Genomic DNA, 16041 nt, shown 5'->3' with positions numbered 1-16041 from the left:
GGCGGAAGAAGGCATGGTCTACAGCTTTATCCACGAAGCCGGAAAACATACTCTGGTCTTCAGCGATTCCAGTGCTCTACTACCTTCGTTGGCTGAACCTGTCCCTTACAATGCCTTGTCAGGCGGCGTGTATGAAACCCCATACATTAGCCACTTTCGCTACCAATCTGAAGCCCGTGTCGCCGAGGTTGAACTTAAAGATTACAGCTTTAAAAAGCCTGCCTACTCATTTAGCCAGTCGGCTCAGGGCGCTGAGCTGGATTACCAGCAGCCGACCTACTCACACTTTGATGCTCCGGGGCGTTATAAGGACGACCAAAATGGCACCGCGTTCACACGCACCCGATTAAGTTATTTGCGCCGCGACGCTCAGCTAGCGGACGGTAAGAGCAACGAGTTCTTAATTCGTGCAGGCTACAAATTTACCCTCAGTGACCACCTCAATCGGACCTTTAATCGCGATTGGTTGCTGGTTCGCGTCAGTCATCACGGTGAGCAGCCTCAGGCACTGGAAGAAGAGAGTGGTCACGGCGCGACGACCTACAAAAATGAGTGGCAAGCCATTCCAGGTCATATCAACTGGCAAGCGACACCAGAAACCAAGCCAACCGTTGACGGCCCGATGATCGCAACGGTCGTTGGCCCAGAGGGTGAAGAGATCTTCTGTGATGAGCATGGTCGGGTGAAAGTTTACTTCCACTGGGATCGTTATGAGAATACTCCAGAGCATCGTTCTTGCTGGGTACGCGTCTCGCAAGGCTGGGCGGGCAATCAGTACGGGATGATGGCCATTCCGCGTATCGGTCACGAAGTGATCGTATCGTTTTTAAATGGCGACCCGGATCAGCCAATCATTACTGGCCGAACCTATCATGCGACTAATACGCCACCTTACTCTCTACCAGAGAATAAAACCAAAACTGTCCTGCGCAGTGAAACTCACCAAGGGGAAGGCTTTAACGAGTTAAGCTTTGAAGATCAGGCAGACAAGGAGCAAATCTACCTGCATGCGCAGAAGGATTTTGACTCCTTAGTGCTCAATGATATGACCACTCATGTCAAACACGATCAACACACTACGGTTGATAACGACCAGTTCACTCAGATAAAGAATAACCACCACTTAACCGTTGACGGCGAGAGTCGCACTCTGGTCAAACAAGATGCCACCTCGATTGTTGAAGGTAGCCTGCATCAAAAGGTCGGTGCGCTCCACGCAATTCAATCAGGTGATGAAATTCATATCAAGGTTGGCAATAAAGTGGTGATAGACGCTGGCTCTGAAACAACCCTCAACGCTGGCGGCAGCTTTGTAAAAATAGACGCGTCTGGCGTTAGCCTTGTTGGGCCAAAAATCAATCTGAACTCGGGCGGTAGTCCGGGCAGCGGAAGTGGGTATAGAGGCCAGCAAGCAGCGCTACCGAATGGGTTAGAGCTGCAGCAAGCGCCGGAAGAGATGGAACCTATTGTGATAGAGTCATCACTTGTCACAGAGCAACAACGAAATACGATTCTTGAGGCTGCAAGAAAGGGCAGTCCAATTTGCCGCGCTTGTGAGGATGCTCAGTCATGATAACCTTTGTTTCCTCCACCAAGCTTCCGACGGAAACACGCTTACCCCGTTGGATGATTCTCGATGGTGCGCTGCTGCCAAAGCTTGAATATAACATTGCTACATTAGGCAAAGAGCTAACTAGTCATCTAGAGTACCGCCCTTTATTACTCGGCAGCCGTTGGGAAAAAGTCTCTGACCTTGGTCCATACCTTGTCACATGGTCAAAAGAGATCGAAGATTGGGCTCATGACACTGCGCCTTACCGTTATGGGGTTATTTTCGAATCCGACGCTTCTATAGGTGATCTAGAAACACACTGGAAGAAACTCATTCTGTGTCAACATAGCGGGTTAGAAAACAATCTGGCTCGCTTATACGACCCAATAATTTTCTTGTACTTACTCAAATCAACACAACAAACACGCTTTGAATCTTGGATGGGGCCAATGACCCATTTGTGGCTACCAAACGTTTTTAACCAACAATACTGGCAAGCGGAATCTACTTCGGCGACACCTCAGGTGTTAAAGGAAGCGTTGTTTAACGATGAAGAATGGCAAAGCGTCAGTGACGCGAGTACAGCCTATACAGCGTGGCGGCTTATCGAGCACATAGAAGCGTATTTTCCTGACAGACTTCAGGCATCCAAGCAACAAACGCACGCGTTTGTTTTGCAGCAACTGGCTGACTTACAACAGCTTGGTCAAGTCAACGAACAATTAGCCACATATTACCTCAATATCGTTTGCCGACTTGGCGATGTGCTAGGGAAAAGCTCACTTTATCCTGAAGTAACGGCTAGTCTATACGACGTTAAGACTCCCTTAGAACAACGCTTAAAACAAGCCAATCAATTATCTGTCTCACTTGCTCAAAATCCACGAGACTCAGTGGAGAACTATCCATGAACTATACAATTCAATCAGGAGATACCTTATCCGGTATCGCCCGTGCAAACGGCATAACCTTAAAATCTATACAGAACGCAAATCCTAACATTTCTGATCCGAATCAGATTCGTGCTGGTGATGTCATTAATATCCCAGAGGATGCGGTACTTGTTTCTGGTACTTCAGATCCTGCGACCAATGCGGCAATCGTTGCCGGTTCAAAGCCGATAGACAACGTCGTCGAGGAGTGCCCACTAAGAGATGAATGGTTCACAGTAAAACCAATGCGTTATGCGGTGGCAGATAAGGATAGCTCGGCAAAACTCCCTGAGACCTTATCAGTCGGTGTCGACTTGCCCAATATGCAAGAACATCATTATATTGCTCGAGAGCTCATCGATCATACTGTCTACTATTATAACGAGGACGATCAATATCTTATCGAAGTGCTTTATCAAGAGGGTATAGCACAAGATGCTCGTTGTGTGTTTGGTGAGATGCCTAAGGAAGTGGAGTCTGCTTTACCGATTCTAAAACAAAAACAGCAGGCAAAAGCCACTATGTGGCTGAGCATAACGCCACTATCAGAGTTAAGATTATCAAACTTACAAGCCAACCCTGATACCATCCTCAAACTTGGTCAGCGTATCGACTTTGCAAAAGCTGCAGCAGGTAATGCGCCAGATACCAGACCGCTTTATGATATAGAGAACTTGTTAGCCAATACGCAAGTGGTAGAGAGTTTTCTAAAATGGACATTTCCTGCATTAGAGCCTGTCTCTGATATCAATGGGATACGAGTGCCATACGAAGCACAAACGCCTAAAAATAACTACGCGGTCTGCTTGGTTGATGCGATTGGTATCTCCACCGATCTGTGCCGGGAGTTTTCTATTGCTTACGAACTCACCATGTCGAGTCTGAGCACGTCGCAACATCCTCTCCAGATGGCAAAGTTAACCAAACACATCATCGACAACGAGATGACACAGGCCGCATCGAAAGTCTCACAATATCAACCAACTGGTCATTACGGCGCGGCACTCTCTGTCCGTAAGCGCAGTGATCAAGAAATGGATCAACTCCAAGCGGCAGCAGGTTCCTCCAGGAAGCAAGAGTTAGAAGAGTGCTTGCACGTTGATGAGATGGAAGGCTACCTAAAGGACTACCAGGATGCCATGCCCAAACTCAAGCAGCAGCTTGAAACCCTGTCTGAAGATTGGTTGACTTGGTTAGAGCATGAACAGCTAGATATCGCGCTTGCCTGGTTAGATGACAGTGACAAAGAACAAATCGCGCTAAAAGAAAGCGTCTTGTTCGCGATGACCAACAATCTTGAGGCAACCGATCAAGGCCTCGCACTGGCTCAACGCTGGAGTAAAACCTTGCTTGCTGTGGTCTCAGAGCAACCGAAACAGGAAAAAGGGGCAGGAGGGCACTTCTTAGCTGCGTTAGGCTTTGCCAAACCATTGGTGTTAGAAGGTTCTAAATGGCTAAAAGAGCTTAACGGCACGACCAACAGTAATTCCAGTATTGAAGCGATTGCCAGTGTTAGAAGCGGACTGATCGAATCGGGTGATATGCCTTCAACTGTGGCCACTGATGGACTGATACAGTCTATCGCCACCCCTTTGGTTCAATTAAGTCTTGAAGGCAATACGGCTGCACTTTGGCAGGAAACCTATAGCCTGTTCACATACCGCTATAACTATCAATTCCCATTGGTAACAAGTAATCTGGGCGATGTGATGTTTGATATTGAGGCTTCGTATGCCGTGATGGTCTATGCGGCAACCGGGCATATCACCAACGCTCCACAGCAACAAGCCAATACTCAAACGCTCAACCTGTATGCGGTCAACCAGACGTCAGCCCCGGGAAAAAAAATCACTACTGTAGAAAAACACGCTAAATATTGGCTTAAGCAGGTTAACGGCAACGACTTCTTAAGTGAAAAAACTGCCTTGATGAAGCTGTATCGCAAAACAGAACAAGTATTTACCCCCAATGTGCAAAGCAGCGCCGTTGGGCTGTTCTTTTTAGTTCAGGTTTACAACACCACACAGATGAACAGCACGGCTGAAAAAGACGGCACCTTAAAAGTTTTTCTTGAGCAGACAAATGGCTATTTAGGACTAATAACCAGTTCTTTTGCCGCTCTTGATCAATTTGCCGGGGCACGCTTTGGTCAAGTCGGTGGTAAACAAGTATTTACCAAGTATATGGAAAAAGATGGTGCTAAGTTGCTTGGGAAGTCAATCTCTAGTAAGTTGGCATCACAGTTGAAACGATCGAACCTCTCTTCTACAAAAACAGTGGCTTTTGTTGAGAGTGTATCTGGGATAGTAAGTGAGACCACTAGAATAACATTTAGATGGCTACCTATTGTAGGTGCCACCGCTGCCGTATTAGGCAGTGGATATCAGTTTGGTAATGACGCTTTTAGTAATCAAAATGCCTTAGCCACGGCGGTGTCAGGGGTCACACTGTTAGTCAATGGTATGGCGGCGTATTGTGCTTGGGTGGCACTGGTGCCCGCTGCGGCGCCGGTTATGGCGGTGGCGGCGGTTGTGCTGGGTGTTACAGCGCTGACGCTAGAGATAATCCGGACCTCCTTAATGGACGATAAGACCCAACTGTTTTTAAAGGGCTCTTTCTGGGGCCGCGGCGATTATGCTTACGGTAAGTCCAATCTAAACACCTTGGAACAACGGCTGAAGCTTTTTGATCAGGACCCCCAGCTAGAGGATGCGATTAAAGTAATGCAACAAGAGTTGACCGCATTTGGCGACTATTTATTTAAACCCATCCCACAGTTAATCAATGTCAGTCAAGCCGATGGTCTGAGCCGTTTTACACTGCATATCTTACTGCCGGGTTTTGTGCCATTAACCAGCGATGTCAGTGTTTATCTTCAGGGCTATGCGGACAAGGACACTAAGGATCTACTGGTCAGTCACAATCGAGAAAACCGCTGGAAAACCAATCAGCTTAACGGCAAGATAAGTTTGCTCAATGAAAATACAGCTGCATTGAGCTTTGAGGTAGATGAAGCCGAACTGGAAACAGACTATCGTTTTTATCAACTGGCGCTCGCTTACCATAATCCCGCTGGTTATCCTGTCTCATTAAAGTACCCGAAAATTACCATAAGTGATGAACAACAGTGGTTTGAGTTCTGGCGCAGCAGTACTGAGTTGGAATCTTTTGAAGTAGAGAAAAACAAATCATGAGTGAGATTAGACAAGTCGGCCCCAATCATTGGGTCGGGCCAGAAGACTGTGGTTTTACCCCCAACTTCCATATTACCCAACACGGCGTGGATCACTACCCTAATGGCCATTTAATGCAACAAGAGCCGCTTCATCCAGGGAATAAGAAAATAACCTTGGTGCACCACACTGTAGCTAAAGAGAAAACCGAAGATTTAGGCGAGTTTTTCGAAGCATTTTCTGCAGGGGGGCATGAAGGGTTTATTGATATGCGAGTTCAGTCCGTCCATGGTAGAGGCGGAAATGTGTATGCGGTGGTTTTCTTTACCTTGCTCTGGCTGGTTATTAAAACCTCGATGGTCTACACCGCTGGAGATACATGGTCACCCAGTTACGTCGATATGACCGTTATGGCAATCCTCACCATTTGTATGGGCTTAAGTTTATTTAAGCCCATCGCCATGCCGGTACGCTTTCATAAGAAAAACCAGGAAGTCTATGTATGGCACAACAAAGTGCTCTATCGCATTCCGTGGCAAGAATGTGAAATATCGGTCATTGTGGCGAAAACCCATATGGGTTATGGCCGATTAAAAGATGGCTATGAATTAATGCTCTGGCTTAACCCTCAACACGCGGTCAACGCCGATTTAACTGGTCAACGCCATCAATATCTCAGCTTGCTGCACAATATGGGGACTCACGTTCCCATATATGGCTACTGGGAGTATGTTCGTCGTTATATGGCTGATGAACAACCGCTATGGTATGAAATCAACAATAAGCCAAGGCAGATGCGAGTTAATTTTGAACTCGCTCAAGAGGAAGGTCGGAGTAAGCTCTTTGCAATAGCAACCTTTATTCTTGTTTTGCCACTTAGTTTTCTGCTCAGACCCGCTGATTTCTCGCTCTGGTGTAACCCTCTAAAACATAAATGGCCGGAACAAGTCCATGAGTGGACAGGTAAACGATGCAATTGGCATTAGACGCTTTTTACGACAGTTTATCCGAATTGCAGCTAAATCGAGCGGTCTTCGAGTTGTCGTAAACGGGCGAGGGAATAGAAGAGAGGAGCTCCATTACATCGTAATCACGCCTGTCTATTCGGTAAAAGCGCCTCCGGCGCGACAATCACCCAATGAGTGTTGCAGGTGGTGTGTGTTTGGGGCGTTTAGTGATGGTAAACACTTGTTACGTTTGGCAGAAATTGTTGATTGCGGTGGTCTACCGCGAGAAGGTATATGCCCCAAAATGTGTCTTCAACAAAGCAAACCTTCATAAGAGTAATCTGGTCAACAGGCAGTTGACTGAATACCATTATCCAATCTCGTTTAAGACAATGTAGACTGAAGCTTTATTGAAGATGTTAAATAGGAATTTTGCTTCATGCGCAAATCAGACAAAAAGGTCGAGAATCTAATTAGAAGCGTATTGACCGAAGTTTGTGAAGATACGTTAAAAGGCTACGATGGCTTTCTTTGGGTGACTCATACGGTCAACTACTCTTCGTTTCCTCAAAGCTTAGAAATAGTCTGCGTATTCGAAACGAATCAAGATAGAGCAAGCTTTTTAGTGGGGGAAGGCCAACAGCATGTCTCAACAGCTATCCAAAAGGCGTTTAATAAGGGAGGGGTGCAGCTAAAGAACGTAGGTAAGCAAATCAGGTACGAAACACAGCAAAACCGAGTTCATCAAAGAAAGTGAACTAGGTTACTAAAAGTATACTGATTGTATTCAATCTCTCGGTAACTAAAATATACCCTAAGACACTCTCAATTAGGTGCTCACTCGTACACCTACTCGATGTGTTTGTTCAATAACTATGAGCGACGTTTTTATTATCAATGCTGATAAATTACGTTATTTAGCTTCTCAAAGTGACATGAGGCTGTATGAAAGCAAAAGTTGAAGTTGATTCGAAAGGGCGTAAGAGCGTTGTTGGTGCCTGTATCGAGCCTTGTGCGATAGAAAAAGGTATGAGGATTTTGGGTTCAAAATGGAAGGGCTCAATTATCTACCACCTGAAAGATGGTCCAGTGAGATTCAATGACCTTTCAAGAATGTTGGGCGGTGCAAGCAAGAAGATGGTCGACCAGCGTCTAAAAGAACTAGAAAGTGAAAACATGGTAATACGTCGTGTGCTCAATGAAAAACCACTGGCAGTCAGTTACGAACTCACCGAGTTTGGACGCAGTGCGTTAACGATTCTCGATGAGTTGAGAAAATGGTCTGAAAGCAACAATGTGCAGCTAAAATAGCGTGAGCAACATTCATCTATCTCCCTCTTTAACGTAACAAGGCAACCAATATGGTTGCCTTGTTGCCTTTCGATCTGGAGGCTCAATAGTCTAGCGTGCCACGGATAGGGTAGTGGTTCTCTGGGTTACGAATCCATGCCAAACCTCGGGTCAGCGCACCGAGTTCTGGTCTTACAAACGGGTTATTGGACAGGTCAACAACGTGTAAGTTGCCGTGTTCATTGACGACAAACAACCCTGGCTCTGCAAAGTTATGGTCGGTTTCTGCTTCGGAACGTGGTAGCGATATATAAAGCCCCAGAGTCTTCATTTGTTGCTCAGAAAGACCATAAGCGACTGGAAAACTGATATCGAGCTTTTCTAGGTGTTGCTCCAATTGTTGCTTCGAGTCACCAGAGACAGCCAGAATATCAACGCCTGAGTCACTAAATGCTTGTTTATAGGTCTCGATTTCATTTAGATATTTAGTACAGAGTGGACAATGCTTACCACGATAGACAAACACTGCTTGCCATGTTGCATCACCTTGAGGTTGACCTAGCTTGACTTTGGTTCCATCAAGCTTTGTTGCCTCTAATGTAGGAAAAGCGTCACCCGCTTTGAGTTTTTGTGAGTATGCCATCTGGGCTCCTGAGATTGAGGTCACAACAAGTTAGAAAAAAGATAAGGCACTAAGAAACAAGTTGCAACCGGTATACTTTTAGTAACCTAGTGCTGATTCGCCTGAGCCATTAACTCAGCTAAGATCTGTTTGTAACCTTCCACTGGATGTGCACCAGAAACACCATGTTCTCTGTTAAAAATCACCGTTGGCACACTCGATACGCCCATTTTTTGCCATTGTTTCTCTGAACTACGGATTGAGTTGCGTCGCTGCACATCATTTAACCAGCGCATTCCTTCCTCAGGGTCAAGACCTACAGAGATTAGCTCTTGCTTGAGAATTTCACGATCCGAGACGTCTTTCTGTTCACTGAAAAATGCGGTAAATAAACGTATTTTTAGTTCAGTCTGTTTGCCCAAGCTCTTGGCGAAATCAAGCAAAAGGTGTGCGTCAAATGTGTTCACCATCTTCATGTCATCAAAGTAGTTAAACTTGAAGTCATGCTCCGCGCCAATGCTGGCGATACGAATACGCGCGTTGTTGCTTTCTTCTACGGTACTGCCATATTTACGAGCAACGTGATCTCGAAGGTTCTCACCTTCAGCAGGCATATCAGGGTTCAATTCAAAAGGCTGCCACTCAATCTCGATGCGATCTTCAATTCCAAGCTGTTCGATCGCTGCTTTTAAATGGTTGTATCCGATGATGCACCACGGGCAGACAACATCGCTAATAATGTCGAGCTTAATTGTATTATTCATATGAGTTTCCTACTCAAAGCACTGTGCTCACGTGGCAAACAGTGCTTTAAGTTGTGTTTGCTTGTTCTTGACTGAGTTTAGCGCTCGCTAGGATGCGTCCACGCAAACTTCTGGAATGGCGCATCGGTTTCAGTATGTGCCAGTGCATTAGTGAAGTTTGAGATAAGCTTAGCAGACAACCCCGTCAGCACTTCCAGCGCTTGACGTTTGGTAAAGCCAGCGTCGAGGAATACTTGCAGTTTCTCATCACCGATATGGCCACGGTTATCAAGCAGTGCTTTGGTAAAATCATGCAGTACTTGCAGCTTCGCATCAGGGATGGCGGTACCTTCACGCAATGCTTCAATCACTTCATCTGGCATTTTGCCCGCCTTCATCATCCATGTATGACCAGGAACACAGTAGTGACAGTTGTTTTCAAAGTTTGCAGTCATAAAGACCACTTGCTGCTCCAGTGGGCTGAACGTTGTGCTTTTCATAAACAGGTCGAAGGCAGTATTGTATGCTTCGTAGGTTGCCGGGGCTTCAGCGAGAACAGCGTGCAGGTTTGGCAACATACCGAAGCCTTTTATTGACTGCGCTACAAGCTCTTCAGACTCCTCAGGAGCTGTTTCTGTAGTGTAGTAAGTAAATTCAGTACTCATAACAATCTCCTCAAAAGTGCGCGTCTAGGTGCGCTTCAAAGCGAGCAAAGTCGTTCTCAATGTCCGCGTTTTTCATAACGTCGTAACAAGCAAAGGTTGGCAGTGCAGACATGCCAAAGAAGCGGAAGTTGGCGTGCATGTGGAACATCAAGTCATCAACACTGCGACCTTGGAATAGGTATTCGCTCTCATCATTAAATGACTCTTCTGGCGCATTGAATGTGAAAGAAAGCATGTATTTCGTGTTGGTACGAGTACCGCCTGTTCCATAGTTTTTCTTTGGTTCTTCTGGCGTTCTACCATCAAAGGCACACAGCGCACCCCCCATCCCCGCCGTGAAGACATCATCCATGTACTTTTTGAAAGACCACGGAATCGTCATCCAGTTGACAGGCGATTGAAGTATTACTCGGTCTGCCCACTCAAAGTTCGCCAATTGCTCGTCAACTACGATGTCATCTTGCATTGTGACAACGTGAACTTCGTGACCCTTTGATTCTAACTGGGTGCGAGCTTTCTCTACTAAAGCCGCATTGAGTTTGCCTTCAGAAAATGGAGATGGCTCGTGTGCGTTAATGATTAGAACGTTACTCATGATATTAACCCTTCAATATTTGGATGTTTACAGAGCGAATAATGATTTCGCTGTCTTGCGGTTTATTATGGTTACCTACATTTCTAGTGCAATTAGTTAACTTTTAGTAACCACCATGAAGTTCGATTGAATTGTGATTAAGTCTATGTTTAATAAAGCTTTAATTTTTTAGATTGGAGTGGAGATATGAGTGGGTAGGCGGTCAAAGGTTACCAAAAGTATACTAATTGAAATTATTGGTGGGGTTACCATACTGAACAGACATGCGGCTTAGCGTAGTGATTTTGTAAAGGACGTAACTATATGGATCTGGCCAAGAAACACCCATTGTGGCGTAAACCAAAACATCATCTTGATGCAGATAGCAGCAATGATCATGTGCATTGGATTGAGCTTTTTTACGATTTAGCCCATGTGGTATCGATTTTTGTTCTTGGGAACTTCTTAAGTCATCATCTTGGCTTTGGTGGTTTTGCCATTTTTGCTGCACTGTTTACCGTGATCTGGGTTGCCTGGTTTGACTTAAGCCTTTTTAACTCCATTTATGTCAGCACCGATGTCCAGCACCGCTACATTATGGCGGCGCAGATTATCACCATTATGATCATGTCATCAGCGATAGTGCATATTGATGGTGCTGGTTGGGCTTACTTTGCTATAGGTTACGCGATAAACCGAGCGATTATGTCACTGCTCTTTTTCAGGGCTAAAACGGTCGAAGATAGTGAGGCTTGTCTACCAAGTCGCATGTCACGAAACTTTGCCATTGGCTCAGTCATCTTCTTTATTAGTGCGTTTCTTCCTGCACCATATAGCTACATGGTCTTTGCTGCCGGGATGGGGGTTTTAGCTGCGTTGTATGTCGCGCCAAAAGTTGGTGTATTTTACAGCAAGCGATTCTTACCGCGCTTTGGCCACATGGCGGAACGTTTTGCACTGCTACTACTTATCGTTGCTGGTGAGGGCTTTTTTAAGCTTGTCATTACTCTTGCAGAAAAGGGCATCGATGATGTGGTTGGCGATGTGTTTGTTAATTACACGTTTGGTGGTCTCTCTATTTTCGTTTTATGTTGGATCTATTTTGATTTTGTTGGTAATGGCAAGCCGCGTGATAATGAGCCGAAAACATTCATCAAGTGGACGGTTGCTCACCTGTTCTTGATGCTTTCTGCTGTCATGATAGGTGTTGCGCTGTCAGCGGAAGTGAAGATTAGCTTTATGGATCAATACCCATTCAAATATGCGTTGATTGGTTGTTTAGGCTTGGCGACATACCTGTACTACTTGCTTCAGATTCAAAACGTTATTGAACTTCGCACTGCTCACCGTTTTGCAACAGCGAAAGTTCGTTATATCGGTATTGCACTTTGCTTCTTGACGCTTGCTATTGTGTCGTTTGTTCCTTCCATTGTAGCCAATGTCGTATGGGGAGCCGCACTGTTCTCTCAGATCCTCATTCCTGTGAGAACCGCATTTAAAAAACTGACTCAAGAAGCTAAGCAAGAAGCCGGGCAATAGCTCGATTAAGCCCTTTTGCTTGAACCGCATGGCAGCCTACTTTGCGGTTCACTGGATTGCCATTATGTATCGACCAAAAGTACCGGAACAAATCACAAGCTTTCAATTGGCAGTCTTACTACTGTCTTTGTTTGTTGTGGTCTCATTAACCGTTGAACTTATCTTTAAGTTACCGCCTGAAATTCTTCAGATATTGATTTACGTAGATACCTTTATCTGCGTGATCTTCTTTATCGACTTTGTGCAGCAGTATCGTGCAGCGTCGTCAAAGCTTGAATATATGAAATGGGGCTGGCTTGACCTTATCTCTTGTATTCCGTTAATGGAGATGAACCAGTTTGCTCGTTTGATTCGTGTATTTCGCCTAATCCGTGCAATCAAATCTATCTCTATGATTTCTCATGCAATCAATGAGAACAAAGCGTCGACGTCACTGCATTTTATGGTGGTCACTTCATTGATGATGATGGTGTTTGGTTCGATTTATATTCTCTATCTTGAGAAGGACATGCCGGGTGCCAATATTCACACCGCTGGTGATGCGTTTTGGTGGACATTCGTCACCATCACGACGGTTGGATACGGTGACTTTTTCCCTGTGACTCTAGAAGGGCGCATTGTTGCCATTGTTTTAATCACGACTGGCGTTGGTATGTTTGGTAGCTTTACCGCGGTTCTCGCCTCGTGGATCATGGACACTTCTAACGAGCGTAAGATGGAGGTTCAGATCTTAGAAGAGGTGCATGAGCTCAAAGCAGAGGTTCGGGAATTGAAATCAATACTAATAAAGCAAACTGAAAGAAATGAGTAGTCTGCTATTTTGCGGCTAGACTTACCATACTTGTAGTTATTCATGAGTTGTTAATATTCAATTTTTCGTAACTCATTTTTGTACAGTAATGAGTCAAACGAAGCCTCTCTCATAGATAATGGGGTGAGCCAAACACCCCAATCTCCAGTCCGAGCTTTTCGCCCACTTCATCAGCGCGTCTGCTGTGAGTGAGAATAAATCATCGTAGGTTTAAAAGAGCGAGCAAAGCGAACAACAGCGCCAAGCCTAGGCAGGTGTAGTTAATCCACTTGGCAATATTGGGCTTTTGAAGGGCGGCCAGGGATGGTAGCGTGGCAAAGTCACTGCCTCCCCAATTTCGGTTTTTGAAATCAAAACAGAGACTCAAAAACAAGAAATGGCTGGCGGTGACAATGCGAGCGTGGAAGAAATCCTCTGCCTGCAGCGCAATGGTCAGCGAGGCCAAATGAGCCAGCAGTATGGTCACTTTAGGCAAAATATAACGATACTCGACCAACAATAATTGCAGTAACCAAAGGGTGTAAATCGCCTTTAATTGCCACGGCACCGCTGTACCAAACAACTGCAATTGCCCAGAGTCGAGCACTTGGGTTTGCTCCCCTTGGCTGATCCATACCAAGATGACAATAGACAAACACAAAGAGACAGAGAAAGATAACCACGCTTTCTTGCGCCTCTGGACCAATAAAAATCCACCTGCCTGTAAAGCAAAAAACACCATAAACGCTTTATCCATCTGCTCTAAAGGAAGCAGATGAAGTAGGGCGACGACACAAAGCAGATTGAAGCCACTTTCTAAAAGCAGTATCCGAGTGATTTCTGCTTGGTTATCAACCGGTTTGACTAAGGGCCAAAATAACACAGGTAGTAACAGCGTTAAGATCACCGCGGAAATCGCCGATGACTGTACTGCTTGGTAGAAGCCGCTGAAATAGATCAAAGCCAACAGGAAAAACAAAAGCGCAGAAAGGTGATTACGCATCGTCATGGTAAGGCTCCTCTTTGCGATGGACGGCAATGCGTTTTTCTAGTGATTCCACCGACAGTTTGGCGGTTTCTACACATCGTTCCATAGTTACTGGAACTCGCCAGGTTTGGCGCGGATCAGTCAGATATTCTCCCGCTAACAAGACGTTTTGGTAGCCTTCGAGCTCAATAGGAATTTGGCAGTTAGCGTCGGGATGGGTTAGCGCGTGATCGGCAACCCAATAGTGCGCCACTCCGTTTTCGCTGATGACAGTAGGACCGCTGAATCGACTCGACGTTGCCTCATCGGCGTGTTTTTCCTTCCAATATAAGCCAGGCCCGACATGAAAACCCTGATATCCAGACGCGCTGAGTAACGCGCTATTACCAAAAATCTGAGTAACGATCTCTTGTTCAATCTGTTGTGGTGTGCAGGCGAGCAACGGCTTGTTAAATGCAGGGCCCACAGCGATATTGAGGTCGGTGGCTGTGACGGAGAGGCAGTACAGTCCGTTTGGCTCTGGTTGCGTCAGATGATAACTTAAGCCCCACGGTGAATCGATGACAATACCGACGGTTTTATCGCGCAATCTATCGGGCAAAGTGGTGAAGTGAAACTGAAAACCGTGGCTAAGAACGTATCGGTAACTGAACTGCACTGAGGTAGCGGAAAGCAGCGATTGGGTGACATGAATCGGCAGCGCCAAGATAAAATAGTCAGCCTCAATCACTTCATCTTGGCTGGAAAGCGCATAGGAAACCTTATCTTGTCCAGTATCTTTTATCAGTCGCTCTATCTCACAGTCGAACCTAAACTGAACCGACTGTTGGCGTAAATGTTCGGTTAATGGATTTATCACTGATTCTGAGATCGGGCGTCGATAGCCCAAGCTGTAAGCATTGGGTGCATCGGAGTGAAATGGCCCCTCTTTGTTGTTGAGCAAATCCAAAACAGAGAGGGCAGGGCTGTTGTCCGTTGCGCCGATCCAACCAAGCAGGACAGGGCGTAAAAATGCAGCTAATTTTGGTCTTTGCTTGAACTCGAAATAGCGCTCAAGCGGTGTTTTGAGTAACTCAGTATCGTCGGGTAAATTCTGCAAACGTGTTTTGAACCAATAAATATCACTTAGTGGAACCCCTGCGTAGTGCATGGCATAGGCAGATTTCATGTCGTCGATAAGCTTGTCTATCTGTGAAAAATAGCCGCGTTTAAACTGCATTGTTTTATCAGATTGGCCCCAGTGAAACTGTACTTTTTGTTGGGGGTAGACGAAGTCAAAGCAAGTGCCATTTTCTGTCGGTATTTCTTGTAGGAACGACAGGAGATGGACGTTTTTGGCGAAGAGCTGTCGATGTGTAAGCTCATGCACCTTGCCGTGATGGACCGTGCCAATGCACTTTCCTCCGGTAGAGGGCATTTTATCGTAAACCGTGACGCGATAACCTTTCTTAATACATTCGTGTGCAGCCGCTAAACCTGAAATTCCGGCCCCTAATATCGCAATGTGTGGGGGAGTGTTTGATTTGTTATTCATTGTAATCTCGGTGATGTGTGTTGCGCTGTTCATCCCTGTCTGTAGTGGCGGTGAAGTGGCATATAATTCCAAGCTTTATATGAAATGGATCAGTCACTCGCTCATTTGGTTTCTCTCAATCTAAGCCTGGAGCGATGGCTAAAGACTTACGCTGGATCGGAGACTCTATGCAAATCGCCAGATCCGAAGATCTGGCGGTTGATTGGTAGGTGTTAGTGTGATGGTTAGAAGCTACGCTGCATATTTACACGGTTCGCTACCTCCAAATATTGAAAGATATGCGTTGGAGTGCTTTGTAAAAATGCGCTTAGGTCAACTTCCATAGGCTCGGTAAAGCCTGCGCGACATGGGAATGGGTCGGTGTTACCGACGATAAGCAGCTTCGGCGTTTTTCCTTCCCAAATAAGTTTTGCTTCATATTCAGGATTATCGACTTCAACAACACATGTGTTTACTTCTGAACGGAAAATCCCATCTTTAATGGTATAGCCATTGTAAAAAGTGATTGGTGTTTTTGAAGACGTTGGGAAAGTTATTGGTGTGTTTGACACCGACTCATCTTCCCCGGGAAAAGTAATGACTGTGTTTGCAGAGGCAACAGATGATGCAATAAGTGTCAGTAGGCCAAGCAATTTTATCGTTTTCATGATACTTCCTATTCTTTTAATTTGGGAACATTCCCAAATCGGAAT

General features: G+C 45.5%; 15 protein-coding genes. 8 read left to right on the top strand and 7 right to left on the bottom strand.

Features of this window, described 5'->3' with window-relative positions; all coding sequences use genetic code 11:
• From tssI to RH46_RS08570, 6 genes are all read left to right on the top strand, one after another.
• The coding region (tssI, locus tag RH46_RS08595) for a type VI secretion system tip protein TssI/VgrG (RefSeq protein WP_006879025.1) at positions 1–1573 on the top strand (1573 nt) is incomplete at its 5' end.
• Positions 1570–2463, top strand: coding sequence for a DUF4123 domain-containing protein (locus tag RH46_RS08590; protein ID WP_006879024.1), 894 nt, complete (start codon positions 1570–1572; stop codon positions 2461–2463). The genes tssI and RH46_RS08590, both read left to right, overlap by 4 nt.
• A complete protein-coding gene (locus RH46_RS08585; protein WP_006879023.1) occupies positions 2460–5678 on the top strand; it encodes a LysM peptidoglycan-binding domain-containing protein in 3219 nt (1072 codons plus the stop codon). The genes RH46_RS08590 and RH46_RS08585 overlap by 4 nt, the downstream gene beginning before the upstream one ends.
• Positions 5675–6643: a DUF6708 domain-containing protein gene (locus RH46_RS08580; RefSeq protein WP_006879022.1), complete on the top strand. Its 969-nt coding sequence runs from the start codon at positions 5675–5677 to the stop codon at positions 6641–6643. Before RH46_RS08585 ends, RH46_RS08580 begins: the two co-directional genes overlap by 4 nt.
• 400 nt (positions 6644–7043) lie before the next feature.
• Entirely contained in the window at positions 7044–7361 is a 318-nt protein-coding gene (locus tag RH46_RS08575; RefSeq protein ID WP_006879021.1) for a hypothetical protein, read from the top strand.
• Between the two features lie 188 nt (positions 7362–7549).
• Positions 7550–7915 carry a winged helix-turn-helix transcriptional regulator gene (locus RH46_RS08570; RefSeq protein WP_006879020.1) on the top strand — a complete coding sequence of 122 codons (366 nt, stop codon included), beginning with the start codon at positions 7550–7552 and terminating at the stop codon, positions 7913–7915.
• An 82-nt stretch (positions 7916–7997) separates the two neighbouring features.
• Here RH46_RS08570 and RH46_RS08565 read toward each other — a convergent pair whose 3' ends face one another.
• The 4 genes from RH46_RS08565 to RH46_RS08550 form a co-directional block, all read right to left on the bottom strand.
• Entirely contained in the window at positions 7998–8537 is a 540-nt protein-coding gene (locus tag RH46_RS08565; protein WP_006879019.1) for a redoxin domain-containing protein, read from the bottom strand.
• Between the two features lie 86 nt (positions 8538–8623).
• The gene (locus RH46_RS08560) at positions 8624–9280 is read right to left on the bottom strand and encodes a DsbA family oxidoreductase (RefSeq protein WP_006879018.1); all 657 of its coding nucleotides are present in this window, start codon (positions 9278–9280) and stop codon (positions 8624–8626) included.
• A gap of 77 nt (positions 9281–9357) precedes the next feature.
• Positions 9358–9924: a carboxymuconolactone decarboxylase family protein gene (locus RH46_RS08555; protein ID WP_006879017.1), complete on the bottom strand. Its 567-nt coding sequence runs from the start codon at positions 9922–9924 to the stop codon at positions 9358–9360.
• 10 nt (positions 9925–9934) lie between these two features.
• Positions 9935–10519, bottom strand: coding sequence for an NAD(P)H-dependent oxidoreductase (locus tag RH46_RS08550; RefSeq protein ID WP_006879016.1), 585 nt, complete (start codon positions 10517–10519; stop codon positions 9935–9937).
• Between the two features lie 303 nt (positions 10520–10822).
• Here RH46_RS08550 and RH46_RS08545 point away from each other — a divergent pair, with 303 nt between their 5' ends.
• Positions 10823–12037 carry a low temperature requirement protein A gene (locus RH46_RS08545; RefSeq protein WP_006879015.1) on the top strand — a complete coding sequence of 405 codons (1215 nt, stop codon included), beginning with the start codon at positions 10823–10825 and terminating at the stop codon, positions 12035–12037.
• Between the two features lie 28 nt (positions 12038–12065).
• Positions 12066–12848: a potassium channel family protein gene (locus RH46_RS08540; protein ID WP_006879014.1), complete on the top strand. Its 783-nt coding sequence runs from the start codon at positions 12066–12068 to the stop codon at positions 12846–12848.
• Between the two features lie 199 nt (positions 12849–13047).
• On the opposite strand, the gene RH46_RS08535 is transcribed toward RH46_RS08540, so the two are convergent.
• From RH46_RS08535 to RH46_RS08525, 3 genes are all read right to left on the bottom strand, one after another.
• Positions 13048–13836, bottom strand: a complete 789-nt coding sequence (locus RH46_RS08535; protein WP_006879013.1) for a hypothetical protein — start codon at positions 13834–13836, stop codon at positions 13048–13050.
• Positions 13823–15349 carry an FAD-dependent oxidoreductase gene (locus tag RH46_RS08530; RefSeq protein WP_006879012.1) on the bottom strand — a complete coding sequence of 509 codons (1527 nt, stop codon included), beginning with the start codon at positions 15347–15349 and terminating at the stop codon, positions 13823–13825. Before RH46_RS08530 ends, RH46_RS08535 begins: the two co-directional genes overlap by 14 nt.
• 224 nt (positions 15350–15573) lie before the next feature.
• Positions 15574–15996: a hypothetical protein gene (locus tag RH46_RS08525; RefSeq protein ID WP_006879011.1), complete on the bottom strand. Its 423-nt coding sequence runs from the start codon at positions 15994–15996 to the stop codon at positions 15574–15576.
• Positions 15997–16041: the final 45 nt, after the last annotated feature.

This window comes from Vibrio brasiliensis LMG 20546 (genome assembly GCF_000189255.1).
Classification (GTDB): Bacteria; Pseudomonadota; Gammaproteobacteria; order Enterobacterales; family Vibrionaceae; genus Vibrio; species Vibrio brasiliensis.
The sequence above is the reverse complement of the archived record's forward strand: the minus strand, read 5'-3'. Positions and strand labels throughout refer to the sequence as shown.

What these genes read in the sequence shown, in the direction of transcription:
- RH46_RS08590 (WP_006879024.1), top strand. Translation starts at nt 1,570, where the DNA reads ATGATAACCTTTGTTTCCTCCACCAAGCTTCCGACGGAAACACGCTTA.
- RH46_RS08585 (WP_006879023.1), top strand. Translation starts at nt 2,460, where the DNA reads ATGAACTATACAATTCAATCAGGAGATACCTTATCCGGTATCGCCCGT.
- RH46_RS08580 (WP_006879022.1), top strand. Translation starts at nt 5,675, where the DNA reads ATGAGTGAGATTAGACAAGTCGGCCCCAATCATTGGGTCGGGCCAGAA.
- RH46_RS08575 (WP_006879021.1), top strand. Translation starts at nt 7,044, where the DNA reads ATGCGCAAATCAGACAAAAAGGTCGAGAATCTAATTAGAAGCGTATTG.
- RH46_RS08570 (WP_006879020.1), top strand. Translation starts at nt 7,550, where the DNA reads ATGAAAGCAAAAGTTGAAGTTGATTCGAAAGGGCGTAAGAGCGTTGTT.
- RH46_RS08565 (WP_006879019.1), bottom strand. Translation starts at nt 8,537, where the DNA reads ATGGCATACTCACAAAAACTCAAAGCGGGTGACGCTTTTCCTACATTA.
- RH46_RS08560 (WP_006879018.1), bottom strand. Translation starts at nt 9,280, where the DNA reads ATGAATAATACAATTAAGCTCGACATTATTAGCGATGTTGTCTGCCCG.
- RH46_RS08555 (WP_006879017.1), bottom strand. Translation starts at nt 9,924, where the DNA reads ATGAGTACTGAATTTACTTACTACACTACAGAAACAGCTCCTGAGGAG.
- RH46_RS08550 (WP_006879016.1), bottom strand. Translation starts at nt 10,519, where the DNA reads ATGAGTAACGTTCTAATCATTAACGCACACGAGCCATCTCCATTTTCT.
- RH46_RS08545 (WP_006879015.1), top strand. Translation starts at nt 10,823, where the DNA reads ATGGATCTGGCCAAGAAACACCCATTGTGGCGTAAACCAAAACATCAT.
- RH46_RS08540 (WP_006879014.1), top strand. Translation starts at nt 12,066, where the DNA reads ATGGCAGCCTACTTTGCGGTTCACTGGATTGCCATTATGTATCGACCA.
- RH46_RS08535 (WP_006879013.1), bottom strand. Translation starts at nt 13,836, where the DNA reads ATGACGATGCGTAATCACCTTTCTGCGCTTTTGTTTTTCCTGTTGGCT.
- RH46_RS08530 (WP_006879012.1), bottom strand. Translation starts at nt 15,349, where the DNA reads ATGAATAACAAATCAAACACTCCCCCACACATTGCGATATTAGGGGCC.
- RH46_RS08525 (WP_006879011.1), bottom strand. Translation starts at nt 15,996, where the DNA reads ATGAAAACGATAAAATTGCTTGGCCTACTGACACTTATTGCATCATCT.